General features: G+C 66.3%; 11 protein-coding genes. 1 reads left to right on the forward strand and 10 read right to left on the reverse strand.

Annotated elements, in window-relative coordinates; all coding sequences use genetic code 11:
• Nucleotides 1-173: 173 nt before the first annotated feature.
• Entirely contained in the window at nt 174-431 is a 258-nt protein-coding gene (locus tag ARADN35_RS0112260) for a hypothetical protein (RefSeq protein ID WP_140426345.1), read from the forward strand.
• A gap of 95 nt (nt 432-526) precedes the next feature.
• Here the strand turns inward: ARADN35_RS0112260 and ARADN35_RS0112265 are convergent, their stop codons facing one another.
• The 10 genes from ARADN35_RS0112265 to ARADN35_RS0112310 form a co-directional block, all read right to left on the reverse strand.
• Complete coding sequence (locus ARADN35_RS0112265; RefSeq protein ID WP_029413966.1) at nt 527-1,420, reverse strand: beta-keto acid cleavage family enzyme; 894 nt, start codon at nt 1,418-1,420, stop codon at nt 527-529.
• An 18-nt stretch (nt 1,421-1,438) separates the two neighbouring features.
• Nucleotides 1,439-2,611, reverse strand: coding sequence for an acyl-CoA dehydrogenase family protein (locus ARADN35_RS0112270; RefSeq protein WP_010462508.1), 1,173 nt, complete (start codon nt 2,609-2,611; stop codon nt 1,439-1,441).
• A complete protein-coding gene (locus tag ARADN35_RS0112275; protein ID WP_010462510.1) occupies nt 2,608-4,542 on the reverse strand; it encodes an ATP-binding protein in 1,935 nt (644 codons plus the stop codon). Before ARADN35_RS0112275 ends, ARADN35_RS0112270 begins: the two co-directional genes overlap by 4 nt.
• Complete coding sequence (locus tag ARADN35_RS0112280) at nt 4,539-5,348, reverse strand: enoyl-CoA hydratase/isomerase family protein (protein ID WP_010462512.1); 810 nt, start codon at nt 5,346-5,348, stop codon at nt 4,539-4,541. Before ARADN35_RS0112280 ends, ARADN35_RS0112275 begins: the two co-directional genes overlap by 4 nt.
• Before the next feature lies 1 nt (nt 5,349).
• Nucleotides 5,350-6,528 (reverse strand): acyl-CoA dehydrogenase family protein, encoded by a 1,179-nt coding sequence (locus ARADN35_RS0112285; RefSeq protein ID WP_010462514.1) that lies wholly within the window; start codon nt 6,526-6,528, stop codon nt 5,350-5,352.
• A 53-nt stretch (nt 6,529-6,581) separates the two neighbouring features.
• Entirely contained in the window at nt 6,582-7,712 is a 1,131-nt protein-coding gene (locus ARADN35_RS0112290; RefSeq protein WP_010462516.1) for a DNA alkylation repair protein, read from the reverse strand.
• A 23-nt stretch (nt 7,713-7,735) separates the two neighbouring features.
• The gene (locus ARADN35_RS0112295; RefSeq protein WP_010462518.1) at nt 7,736-9,349 is read right to left on the reverse strand and encodes an acyl-CoA carboxylase subunit beta; all 1,614 of its coding nucleotides are present in this window, start codon (nt 9,347-9,349) and stop codon (nt 7,736-7,738) included.
• Nucleotides 9,346-10,275, reverse strand: coding sequence for an SDR family oxidoreductase (locus ARADN35_RS0112300; RefSeq protein WP_010462520.1), 930 nt, complete (start codon nt 10,273-10,275; stop codon nt 9,346-9,348). The genes ARADN35_RS0112295 and ARADN35_RS0112300 overlap by 4 nt, the downstream gene beginning before the upstream one ends.
• A gap of 24 nt (nt 10,276-10,299) precedes the next feature.
• Entirely contained in the window at nt 10,300-11,049 is a 750-nt protein-coding gene (locus tag ARADN35_RS0112305; protein WP_010462521.1) for a TetR/AcrR family transcriptional regulator, read from the reverse strand.
• 1,108 nt (nt 11,050-12,157) lie between these two features.
• Complete coding sequence (locus ARADN35_RS0112310) at nt 12,158-12,934, reverse strand: enoyl-CoA hydratase (protein ID WP_010462523.1); 777 nt, start codon at nt 12,932-12,934, stop codon at nt 12,158-12,160.
• Between the last annotated feature and the right edge of the window lie 40 nt (nt 12,935-12,974).

Here is a 12,974-nt window from a genome sequence, read left to right on the forward strand (position 1 = left end):
TTCATGTGATTTGTCCAGTTCGAACGGACTCGTTACGGTCCTGCGTACTCAGCCACCTTAAATGCTCAGTAGAGATGACACCACAAATAGTGAAGAAGCTCGTTTGCGTACTCATTGGCCAAGCAGTTCTCTCTTTCTGTGTAGCGGGCGTGTTCATGGTGTTTCACTCTCCCATGATCAAGACGGACACCATTGGGATGGTCGAAAACATCGACAGAAATTATGTGCACCGCGACCAGCTGACTCCTGCGCAGATCAGTGAGTTGAACGAATACAAACGCGCCATCCAAACAAACGAAGACGCTCATTGGGCAAGGCATCGCTTTTCTCGGATGGTGGTGATTTACGGATTCTCGCTATCGGCAGCTTTGAGCCTTGTAGTCGGCTGGTTTCTTGCGCGGCGGGTGTATCAAGACCCTTCGCCGAGTTAACGCAGCGCTATCCGAGGCCACTCCAACGCTGGGCAAAGTATCAACTGGCGCTACTAGCTAACCCGAGCTGCGGCGCTGGGCACCATTCCCTCTCACTAAATGCCCGCAGCCTTCAACCCCAACATCCCCCGCGCCTCCTGCGGCGAAGCCACCTCCCGCCCCGCATTGCGCGCGTACTCCGCCAGCTTCTCAATCAAGGGCCCGTTCGAATCCGCCTTCATCCCGTCCGGCAGATAGAACGTGTCCTCCAGCCCCGTGCGCAAATGCCCGCCCAGTTCCGCCACGCGCTGGTGCACGGGCCAGATCTCGCTGCGGCCGATGACGGTGGCCTGCCAGGGGGCGTCCTTGATCTTGAGTTTGAGCAGGATGGGCAACAGGTCCGGGTCGGCGGGCATGCCGGATTCAACGCCCATCACAAAGTTGTATTCGGGCAGGCGCTCGGTGTACATGCCGGTCTGCACATACATCTCCACGCAGCGCACGATGCCCACGTCGAAGCATTCAAACTCTGGCAGCGTGCCGGTTTCCAGCATCACATCGATGAAGTCCTTGACCTTGGCGGGCTGGTTGTCAAACAGCATGGGCGGCCAGGCCCAGGTGCCGTTGCTGCGCACCTTCAGGTAGTTCAGCGAGCCGGCGTTGCACGCCGCCATCTCAGGGCGGGTGGCGCGCAGGCAATCGAGCGGGCCCTGGTAATGGGGGCCGACCACGCCGGTGGTCTGGTTGATGATCAAACCCGGGCAGGCCTCGCGCATGGCTAACACGCAGTCGCGCGCCACCTGCGGGTCCCAGCTGGGCAGGTGGCCCTTGCCGGGCTCCTGGTTGCGAAAGTGCACGTGCACCACGGCGGCGCCTGCGTCGTAGGCGCGGCGGGCTTCTTGGGCCAATTGCTCGGGCGTGACGGGCACGTGGTGCTGGCCGGGGTCGGTCAGCACGCCGGTGATGGCGCAGGTGATGATGGCTTTGTTGCTGTTGTCGGTGCTGTGCATGGTGCCTGTCTCCTTCATTCAAATGCCGAGCTGCTTGGCAGCCAGGTCTTTCATGATTTCTTCTGCACCGCCGCCGATCATCATGACCTTGACCTCGCGGTAGATGCGCTCGCTGACGGTGCCGCGCATGAAGCCCATGCCGCCCAGGATCTGCACGGCCTGGTCGGCGCAAAACTGCATGGTTTGGGTGGCGTGGTTCTTGAGCAGGCACACCTGCGCCACCCACTCGGGGCCGGTGCGGCCTGCGTCGGCCTGCGCGGCCACGGACTCGCACCACGCGGCGGTGGACTGGATGCGCATCTGCATGTCCACCAGCTTGTGGCGGATGACCTGATGCTCTACCAGCGCAGCGCCAAAGGTCTTGCGCTGGCGCGCCCAGGCCAGGGCTTCGTCGTAGCAGGCCTCGGCAAAGCCCAGGGCCGATGCGGCCAGACCAAAACGCTCGCCGTTGAAGTTGGCCATGATGATGCGAAAGCCCGCGCCCTCTTCACCCAGCAGGTAACGGGCGGGCACGCGCACGTTGTCAAAGCGCAGGTGGGCGGTGTCGGAGCACAGCCAGCCCATCTTGTCGAGCTTGCTGCGCGACAGGCCTGCGCTGTGGCCGGGGATGAGCAGCATAGAGATGCCTGCACTGCCTTTGCTTCCGGCCTCCCCGGTCCTCACAGCCACGGTGATCCAGTCCGCGCGCATGCCGGAGGTGATGAACACCTTTTCGCCGTTGACGATGTAGTCATCGCCCTGACGCCGCGCGGTGGTCTTGAGCTGGGCCACGTCGGACCCGCCACCGGGCTCAGTAATCGCCAGTGCCGCGATCTGCTCGCCTGCCAGCACGGGCGGAATAACCTCGGCACGCACGGCGTCGCTGCCATGGGCCAACACGGGCGGCAGGCCGATGTTGTGCGACAGCAGGCTGGCCAGCACGCCGCCGCTGGCGCCGTGGCGGCTGAGCGCGCGCCACAGTGGCAAGCGCAAGGCGTAGCTGGCAGGCGTGCCCCCGTACTGCTCGGGGTAGCCCAGACCCAGCAGGCCCAGGTCGGCCGCGCGGCGGTACAGGCTGCGGGGGAATTCACCGGCGGTATCCCACGCGTCCACATGCGGTGCGATCTCGGTGTGGGCAAAGCGGGTGACGGTGTCGGTGAGGGCAGTGCGGTCTTCGTTGCTCACAGGGGTCGCGTCGGACGTGGCGGTCATGCGGGCGCTCCTTGCGTGGCGGGTGCAAAGCGGGCCAGCACCTGGCCGGGCGACACCTGCTGGCCCGGGGCCACCAGCAGCTCGGCCACGGTGGCGGCGGCAGGGCTGGCCAGGCTGTGTTCGAGCTTCATGGATTCGATGACCACCACGGTGTCGCCCGCCGCCAGCGCCTGGCCTGCGGCCACAGGCAGCGCAACCACCTTGCCGTTGAAGGGGGCGCGCAACTCCGTCGCACCGCCCGCCACACCCGCGCGCGCGGCGGGTTCCCACGATGCGTCTTCCACCCAGCCGTCCACGCCGCCGGTTTGCCAGTGCCAGCGCCGGGGGCCCACCGCCACGCAGTGCACACCGCGCTGGGGCAGTTGCAAAGTCACAGGTTCTGCCCCGGCCTGCTCTACCCGCAGCCGCCCACCGCCCAGCTCGCGCACGGCGATGGAGTGCACCTCGCCCTGGTGGCGCAGCCGCAGGGGCCGGGCCATGGCACAAGGCAGGTCCGACGTCGGATTTGAACCAAAAATGGCCGATAGCGCCGAAGGAATATGCACTGATAGCTCATTATTTGATAGCAACCGCTGCAGCTCCTGGGCATGCTCCGCCAGGAACGGCACCAGCGCCTGGCCGCTGGCAAACACGGGGTGCTGCAGGCAGGCCGCCAGAAACGCGCGGTTGGTGGGCAAGCCCAGCACGCGGGTGCCCTGCAGCGCACGCACCAGCGCGGCAATGGCCTCGGGCCGCGTGGGCGCGTGCACGATGAGCTTGCCCAGCATGGCGTCGTAGTGGGGTGTGACCTGTGCCCCCTCCTCCAGCGCATGGTCAAAGCGCAGCGCGCCCGGCGCGGCCCGTTCAAACGCGGTGGCGGGCGGCGCGCTGAACTGCAGCACGCGGCCGGTGTGGGGGCGGAAGTGCGCGTCTTCGGCACACAGGCGCACTTCGATGGCGTGGCCTTGCAGATGCACCTGGTCTTGTGTGAGCGGCAGCGGCTCGCCCCGAGCCACTCGGATCTGCCACTCCACCAGGTCCAGCCCCGTGAGCGCTTCGGTCACCGGATGCTCCACCTGCAGGCGGGTGTTCATCTCCATCAAGAAGAATTCAGCCCCGTCCAGAAGGAATTCCACCGTGCCCGCACCCACATAGCCAGCGGCCTGTGCCAGCGCCACGGCGCAGGCGCCCATGCGCTCGCGCAGCGCTGCGTCCACGGCGGGGCTGGGGGACTCTTCAATGATCTTCTGGTGGCGGCGCTGTACCGAGCAATCGCGCTCGCCCAGGTGGATGCACGCGCCGTGAGCGTCGGCAAAGATCTGCACCTCCACATGGCGCGGCTGCAGCAGTGCGCGTTCGATGAGCAGGTCGCCACAGCCAAAACCCGCCAGCGCCTCCGACCGTGCGCTGGCCAGTGCGGCGGGCAACTGCGCCAGGTCGGTGACCAGGCGCATGCCGCGCCCTCCCCCACCCGCCACGGCCTTGACCATGAGGGGCGTGCCAATGCGTGCAGCCTCGGCGGCAAAGCGTTCGTCGCTCTGGTCGTCGCCGGAGTACCCGGGCAAGCAGGGCACGCCGTGCGCATGGGCCAGGGCCTTGGCCCCCGACTTGCTGCCCAATGCGCGGATGGCGGCTGGCGAGGGGCCAATCCAGGTCAGGCCCGCATCGACCACGGCCTGGGCGAAGTCAGCGTTCTCGCTGAGGAAGCCATAGCCGGGGTGCACGGCATCTGCGCCGGTGGCACGGGCGGCGGCCAGCAGCTTGTCGGTGCGCAGGTAGGTGTCGGCGCTGGCCTCTCCGCCCAACGCCACCGCCTGGGTGGCCTCGCGCACATGCAGGGCGTTGGCATCGGCGTCGGAATAGACCGCCACCGTTTCGATGCCCATGCGGTGGGCGGTGTGGATGATGCGGCGTGCGATCTCTGATCGATTGGCTATGAGGATTTTCTTCATGAGTTCGCACTCCACGGCGGCGCCTTGCGCGCAGCAAACGCTGCCAGCCCTTGCGGCGCCTCGGGGCCACGCAGCGCTTGCGCAAAGGCGAGGGCGGCGTCATCGAGCAGCGCGGGCAATGGTTTATCTGGCTGGGTCAGCAGCAAACGTTTGGTAGCAGCCACGGCCTGGGGCGCAGCGGCGGCATGGCGTGCGATGGCGGCTTGCACAGCAGCCTCCATGTCGCCACTCACCACCTCATCGACCAGCCCCGCGATTTGAGCTTTCGCGGCATCCCAGCGCTCGCCGGTCAACAAACACCGCCGCGCAGCAGACGGGCCAAGGCGCCGCACCACAAAGGGCGCGATCTGCGCAGGCACGATGCCCAGCGTGACCTCGGGCGTGGCGAACTGCGCGCTGGTGTGGGCCAGCACATGGTCGGCGCAGCACACCAGACCAAAGCCGCCACCCATGGCCGCCCCTTCCACCGCCACGATGAGCCACTGCGGCAGCGCGCACAGGGCCTGCAGCAGCGCGCCAAAGCGGCGGTTCAGTGGAACCAGCGGGTCGGCTTCGCCGGCAGCCAGGGGCTGGCCAATGGTCTTGGCAAAGCCGCCCAGGCTGCCACCCGCGCAGAAGTGCCCACCGGCACCGCGCAACACCACGCCGCGCAGACCAGCATCGGTCGCAGCCCGCTCGCACGCGGCCAGCAGGGCGTCCACCATGGCTTCTGACAGCGCATTGCGGCTGGCGGGGTCGTTGAGCGTCCAGGTCTGCACACAGCCGCTGGCCAGCGGCGCGCGGTCGATCAACAGCGAATCGGCCATGTCAGTGCGCGGGCCGCTTGGCGATGCCCATAAGCTTGGCGAGGATGCCCAGCATCACCTCGTCCGCACCGCCGCCGATGGACGCCAGCCGCCCGTCGCGGTACATGCGCGAGACCTTGTTCTCGAGCGTGAAGCCCGTGCCGCCCCAGAACTGCAGGCAGGTGTCGGGCACCTCGCGGTTCAGGCGGCCGGCCTTGAGCTTGGCCATGCTGGCCAGCTCCAGCACGTCCTGCCCGTTCACGTACAGGTCGCAGGCTCGGTAGGTGAGTGCGCGCAGCGCTTCGACCTCGGTCTTGAGTTCGGCCAGCTTGAACTGCACCCACTGCTGGTCGGCCAGCGTGGCGCCAAACAGCTTGCGCTCCTGCGCGTAGTCGATGGTCCACTGGATGCAGTGGTTCAGCGATTCGAGCGTGCTGGCGGCGCACCACAAGCGCTCTTCCTGGAACTGCTGCATCTGGTAGATAAAGCCCTGCCCTTCGGCACCGATGCGGTAGCGCTGCGGCACGCGCACTTCGTCAAAATAGATCAGGCCCGTGTCGCTGCTGTGCATGCCGATCTTGCGGATCTTCTGTGCCACCTCGATGCCCTTGGTGAGCTTGCCGCCGGGCCCGTCGCGCATGGGCACCATCACCAGGCTCTTGTTCTTGTGCACAGGGCCTTCGCCCGTGTTCACCAGCATGCACATCCAGTCGGCCTGCAGGCTGTTGGTGATCCACATCTTCTGGCCGGTGATCACGTAGTCGTCGCCGTCCTTGCGCGCCACGCTCTTGATGCCCGACACATCGCTGCCCGCCGCAGGCTCGCTCACGCCGATGCAGCCCACCATGTCGCCCGCAATCGCAGGGGCCAGAAAGTTGCGCTTGAGTTCTTCGCTGCCATAGCGCGCCAGCGCCGGGGTGCACATGTCGGTCTGCACGCCGATGGCCATGGGCACGCCGCCGCAGTGGATGTGGCCCAGCGCCTCAGCCATGGCCAGGCTGTAGGAGTAGTCCAGCCCTGCGCCGCCATATTCCTCGGGCTTGCACAAGCCCAGCAGGCCCAGGCTGCCCATCTTCTTGAAGACCTCGTGCGCGGGGAAGATCTCTGCGGCCTCCCACTCGTCCACATGGGGGTTGATCTCCTCGTCGATGAAACGCTTGAGGGTCTTCTGGATCTCGCGGTGCTCGTGTGTGAACTGCATGGTGCTTGTCTCCTGCTGTTGCGTTTGTATGTTTGTCTGCCTGCAAACCTCGATCACGAAAGCTGAAATTGCCCCAGCGGCTGTGGCCGCCCGTTGAGCACCAGCTCCACCTGGTGCGCGCCGGGGTAGTGGGTGCGTGTGGTCATCTGCTGCAGCGACAGCGTCTTGCCCACCGCCACGGTGGCGCCGGGCGGTATGTCCAGCGTCTGCAGCTTGAACACCTTGGGCGCCGCACCGCCGTGGGCCTTGACGTAGTGCACCTTCAGGTCCGCAAGCACGCGCTGGGGCTGGGGTGTGGGGTTGTGCAGTTCGGCCTCGATGCGCACCTTGTCGCCGATGCGCGCGCAGGCGGGCACCACGCGTGCGGCCCGCACGTCCAGCGCCACGGCATGGCCCACGCCCAGGGCATCGAGCGCGCCAGCGTCGCCGCGTTTGATGAGAAAACGCAGGCCGTGGCGCACCAGGGCTGCACGCGGCGCGGGCGCGCCCTGCAGCCATGTGCGCGCGGTGCCTACGGCCAGATCGGGGTGGTCCTTGGCGATATCGCCCAGGTGGTTGGCGACCGAGCGGCGCACATAAGACGATGGGTCGTCCTTGAGCGCATCGAGCAACGGCAGGGCCAGCTGCGGGTTGTTCTGGAATGCAGGCAAACGCGGCGCCCAGGGCAAGCGGGGCCGCGTGCCTTCGCTCACCAGACGGCGCACATGGGCGTTGTCGTCCTGCGCCCAGTCCCGCAGCCGCGCTAGCGTGGCGCCCTGGTGGTGCAGCAGGTAGGGGCGGATGCAGAACTCGGCCGTAAAGCGCTGGGTGAGCGCGTGCTGCGCGGCCATGGCCGCCTCGAAATGCGGCAGGCCGTATGTGCCGATGTAGATGCTGTGCGGCAGGTACAAAAAGGCGCTATAGGGGCGGTCACCCGCATCGGGCTCACCGGCGGCATCGATGCCCATCGGCGGGTCCATCGAATCGACCAGCACGCCCAGCGCACGCGGCACGTCTTGCGGCAGGTGGGCCTGCAGGGCGTGCGCAATGCGCTGGCCGCGCGCCATCAGCTCCAGCGATTCGTAGCCGGGCTGTACTTGCTGCAGAAACGCGGTGGTGTCGAACTTGCGCCACGCACGGCGCACCATGGCCGCGATGCGCGGGGGCACGGTGTCATTCAGCAGGTATTTGAGAGGCTCGGCCATCGTAGGGATTGCGTGCGAAGCGCTTACATCCGCGCCACGCCAAAGCTCAGGGGCCGCAGCGTGCGGGCCTGGGCCTCGGCGCAGGTGTCCAGGCAAAACGCCAGCACGGCGCGCGTGTCGCGTGGGTCGATCACGCCGTCGTCCAGCAGCAGGCCGCTGGTGTAGAACGCATCGGCCTGGGCCTCGAACATGGCGACGATCTTGTCGAACTGGGCCTGCGATTCGGCCGGGTCGGGCGTGATGCCTTTGCGCGCCAGCGCCGCCTCGGTCACGATCTGCATGGTGCGCGCAGCCTGCTCGCCGCCCATCACTGCCGTCTTGGCACCGGGCCAGCTGAACAGGAAGCGCGGCGCATAACCGCGCCCGCACATGCCGTAGTTGCCCGCACCAAAGCTGGCGCCGCACTGGATGGTGATCTGCGGCACGGAGGCGTTGGTCACAGCCTGGATCATCTTGCTGCCGTGCTTGATCATGCCGCCCTGCTCGCTGTCCTTGCCCACCATGTAGCCCGTGGTGTTCTGCAGGTAGATGATGGGGTGGCCCAGCTGGCACATCCAGTGGATGAAGTGTGTGGCCTTGTTGGCGCCCGCCACGTCGATAGGCCCGTTGTTGCTGATGAAGCCCACCGCATGACCCTGGATGTGGCCCTGCGCGCACAAAGTGGCCATGCCGTAGCGGGCCTTGAATTCGAGCAGCTCCGAGCCATCCACCAACCGCGCCATCACCTCGCGCATGTCCACGGGTTGGCGCAGGTCGGCAGACATCAGGGACAGCAGGTCGTCTGCCGGCAACAGAGGTACAGGCGCGCTCGGTCGCCGGGGCATATTCCAGCCCAGCTGCGCGACCACATCGCGCGCCAGGCCGATCGCCTCGCGGTCGTCCTGGGCCAGGTATTCGCCCAGGCCCGAGACGGACGTGTGCATCTCGGCGCCGCCCAGTTCTTCTTCGGTCGCAATCTCACCCGTCGCGGCCATGAGCAGCGGGGGCCCAGCCAGAAAGGCGCGCGAGCGGCCCTGCACCATGATCACCACATCCGACAAGCCCGGCATGTAGGCGCCGCCTGCGGTGCCCGAGCCGTGCTGCACGGTGATGACCGGAATGCCCGCCGCCGACAGCCGCGCGAGGTTGCGGAACAGCGTGCCGCCGTGCACAAAACCTTCTACCCGGTAGCGCATGAGGTTGGCGCCTGCGCTCTCCACCAGGTGGATGAACGGCAAGCGGTTTTGCAGCGCGATTTCCTGCACGCGCAAGATCTTTTCCAGGCCCATGGGCTGGATGGCGCCGGCCTCGATGCCCGAATCGCTGGCCACCACCATGCAGCGCACGCCACCGACAAAGCCGATGCCCGCGACCATGCCGCCACCGGGCACGGACTTCTCGGGGTCTTTCACGTCCTGCAGGTAGCCCGCCAGCGTGCACAGCGGCAGCCAGGGCGCACCCGCATCCAGCAGCAGTGCCACGCGCTGGCGCGGCAGCAGCTGGCCGCGTTTTTCAAACTGGGGCAGCGACCGGGACGAGGCGGCGGCGGCGCGGTCTTCCAGCGCGCGCAGGGCATGAAGGCGGGCCTGCAGCGCCGCGCGGCGTTGGGTGGCCTCGGCGCTGCCTGGGTTGAATCGGGAAGTGAAGACGGCGGTCATGCGGCCTCGGTCTTGGGGGTGTGGGAAGGTGCAAACACCTGCGGCACCTGCGCGCGGTGAAAGCCGTCAAACGGCCGCACGGCCGGGTGTGCTGCGGCAGTGGCACCAGGCGGGCGCTGCGGCCAGCCCATGCGCACCTGGGGCCGCGCGCCGTCAACCCGCAACGTGGTGCCGCTGATGAAGCTGGCTGCCGGGCTGAGCAAAAAGGTGATGGCCGCCGACACCTCGGCCTCATTGCCAAAGCGCCCAAGCGGCACCGTGCGCGGCATGGCACGCAGCATGTCTGCCGCCTCGGGCGGGTAGTTGTCCATGCCGCTGGAGGCGATGTAACCCGGCGCCACGGCGTTCACGCGCACACCGCTGTGCGCCCATTCCAGCGCTGCCGTTTCCGTCAAGCTGACCATGCCCGCGCGCGCAGCCCCGCTGTGCCCCATGCCCGGCATGGAGCCCCACATGTCGGCCACGATGTTGACGATGGAGCCGCCGTGCTGCGCCATCCACTGCCGATAACACTCACGCGCCATCAAAAAGCCGCCCGTGAGGTTGGTGTGCAGCACGGCCTCCCAGCCCTTGGCGCTGATGGATTCGAGCGGCGACATGAACTGCCCGCCCGCGTTGTTGACCAGCGCATCGATGCGGCCCTGCGCAGCAAGGACTTGCTGCACCAGCGCGACCACGGCTTCTTCAGAGCGGATGTCGCACACCTCGCAGGACACACGGCCGCCATCAGCGGTGATCTCTTCGGCCACGGCCAGCAGCTTTTCTGGCTTGCGCCCCACCAGCACCACATGCGCGCCCAGGTGCGCCAGTTCGTGTGCCGTGCACCGGCCAATGCCCGAGCCACCGCCGGTGACCACCACCACCTGGCCCTGGAACAGGCCCGGAGCAAACACAGACTGGTAGGCGTTGCGCGCAGTGGGGGCCATGGTGACTCTGCCTTGATGGGGTTGTTATGAACGGATAAACAAGGCGAGTGCCTCGTCGGTGAGCGCGTCGAGCGACTTGCCCTTCTTGGGCGAGAACCATTGCACCGCCCAGTTGAGCGCCCCAAAGATGAACAGCCGCGCCACACCGGGCTCGGCCTGCAGCGCACCCTGCTTTGCCAGCGCTTCCAGCACAGGCATCCAGGTGGCCTCGTAGCTGTCCTTGATACGGGCAATGCCCTTGCGCTGCGCGGGCGTGAGCGAGCGCCATTCGTACAGCATCACCGGGATGAAGCTGCTGCGGGGCCCGAGCAGGATCTCGAAGTGGTGGCGAATGAGCGTGTGCAATTGCTCGCGCGGTGTGGCCGTGGCGGGCAGTGCATTGAGTGCCTGCTGCTGGCTTTGTGTGGCCATGGTCATGCCCTCGCTCATCACGGCATAGAGCAGCGCGCTTTTGCTTTCGAAGTGGTAGAAGGGCGAGCCACTGTGCATGCCCGCCGCCGCCGCAATGTCGCGCGTGCTGGTGGCGGCGAAGCCCTGGGTGCGGAACAGCTTGGCCGCGCCGTCCATGAGCTTGCGACGGCGGTTGCCGTCGTCCAGTTCTTCGGCTGTCTTGCGGGGGCGGCCGCGGGGGCGGCGGGTGGTTTCTTCGGTGGGGGATTGTGTTGTGGTTGCCGAGTTGGCGCTGAGGGGCGCTACGGCCTTGCTGCGGGGGCGGGCCGGGGGCTTCTTGAGAGTGGGGGCGATGGCGCGGGTGCGCGGCACGGGTGAGTCCATGCAGGCACGATAGCAAAACTGTTTATTTTTAGCAAGCAAGTGCTTTGTAAAAATAAACTCTCGAATTAGGTAACGATTTTGGCGGCTGAATTCTTGGATGCATTTTGGCGTCTTCCGTCCATCCATAAAGCGTTGGAAGCTATTGTTTCTATGGTTGCCTGAGTGTCTTTGCAGAGGGCGGAGGCCGGGGTGTGCGCCCGGCGGCGCAGTAACTTTCTCTTGGGTCGCCAAGAGAAAGTCACCAAAGAGAAGGCGACCCTGCTGTCTGCGACCCCTTCGCTGCGCTGCGGGGCAACCTGGGGTGCTCGGTCACGGAGTGCACCGCAGAACTCGCTGCGCGCCATTGGCGCTCCGCTCGGACAACTGCGGTAAGTTAGTTCACGAAGCACGCGTGTCCTTCGGCACACATGCCACCCCGCGCCCTGCGCGCCCCAGGCGCATCCAGAAGGGAACCCGCAGCAGCCGGACATCCATTCGGGCCGTCGCTGCGCTCGGCTCCATCTCGCGGGCGCAAGCGCCGCGCGCTGCGCAAGCACGGCCGAGCGAAGCAAAGGCCCGTGTGGCTGTTTGGATGTTCGGCTGTTGGATGTTGGGCTGCCCCCCCTGCTGGCTGCGCCTGCGGCGGGGCGGTTGTGGGGTGGCATGGGCGTCGAAGCGCCCGTGCTTCGTGCTCTGACTCGCCGCAGTTGTCCGAGCGGAGCGCCGCAGGCGCGCAGTGAGTTCTGCGGCGCACCCCGCAACCGCCCCGACGCAGGTTTGCCCCATAGCGAAGCGAAGGGGTCGCAGACTGGGGGTCGCCTTTTCTTTGGTGACTTTCTTTTGGCGAAGCAAAAGAAAGTTACTCGCATGCCGGGCGACTCCCGGCTCCCGCACTCAACACGGGCATGCAGTAGCCACCGCACAAAAGCTTCGACAGGCTCAACCCGAACGAATGGGGCGAGAGTGAACTATAAAAACAATAGCTGCCAGCGCTTTATGTATAAGCGCCGGCAGCCAAAAAAAGCCTTAGAACCAACGATTCAAACCGCGCTGAAATCCGGCTTACGCTTTTACCGAAAGATCCAGCGTTCTGCTCCGCAGCCCTGCGCCGCTACGCGGTGATCTAACTTCAGACTGCGCTGAAGTCAGGTTTTCTCTTTTCCATAAACGCCGAGAACGCTTCCCGCGCTGCCGGCTCGCGCAACATGCGCCCAAAGCTCTCGCCCTCTTCCGCCATCACCTCCAGCACCTTCGCCGTCTGCCCACCCTTCATCAACCGCTTGGTTTCGATGAGCGACGACAACGGCTTGGCCGCCAGCTTCTTGGCCTGCGCCTGCGCCACTCCATTGCATTCGGTCGGCGGCACCACGCGGTTGACCAGCCCCACTTCCAACGCGGCCTCGGCCATGAACGGCTCGCCCAACAGCAAGGCTTCCGCAGCGCGGTGGTACCCCAGCATCTGCGGCACCAGCAGGCTCGATGCGGCCTCGGGGCACAGGCCCAGATTGACGAAGGGCATGGAGAACGCCGCGTTGTCGCCCGCATAGACCAGGTCGCAATGGAACAGCATCGTCGTGCCAATGCCCACGGCCGGGCCACACACCGAGGCGATCACGGGCTTGGGGAAGGTGGCGATGCCGCGCAGAAAACGGAACACGGGCGAGTCCTGCGTGGCGGGCGGCTGCTGCAAGAAATCGCCAATGTCATTGCCCGCACTGAAGATCGCCACATCGCCCTGGAACACCACCACGCGCACGCTGGCATCGGCCTTGGCGGCATCAAGCGCATCGGCCATGGCGGCGTACATGTCGCGCGTGATGGAGTTCTTCTTGTCCACGCGGTTGAAGGTGATGGTGGTCACGCCCGCTTCGGTGTGGGCAAGGATGTCTTGGGTGGCTTCGGTCATGGTGGTAAGGGTTCCGGGGGCTGATGGATGGAGGAAAGAG

Origin of the sequence: Acidovorax radicis N35 (assembly GCF_000204195.1) — a bacterium.
Classification (GTDB): domain Bacteria; phylum Pseudomonadota; class Gammaproteobacteria; order Burkholderiales; family Burkholderiaceae_C; genus Acidovorax; species Acidovorax radicis.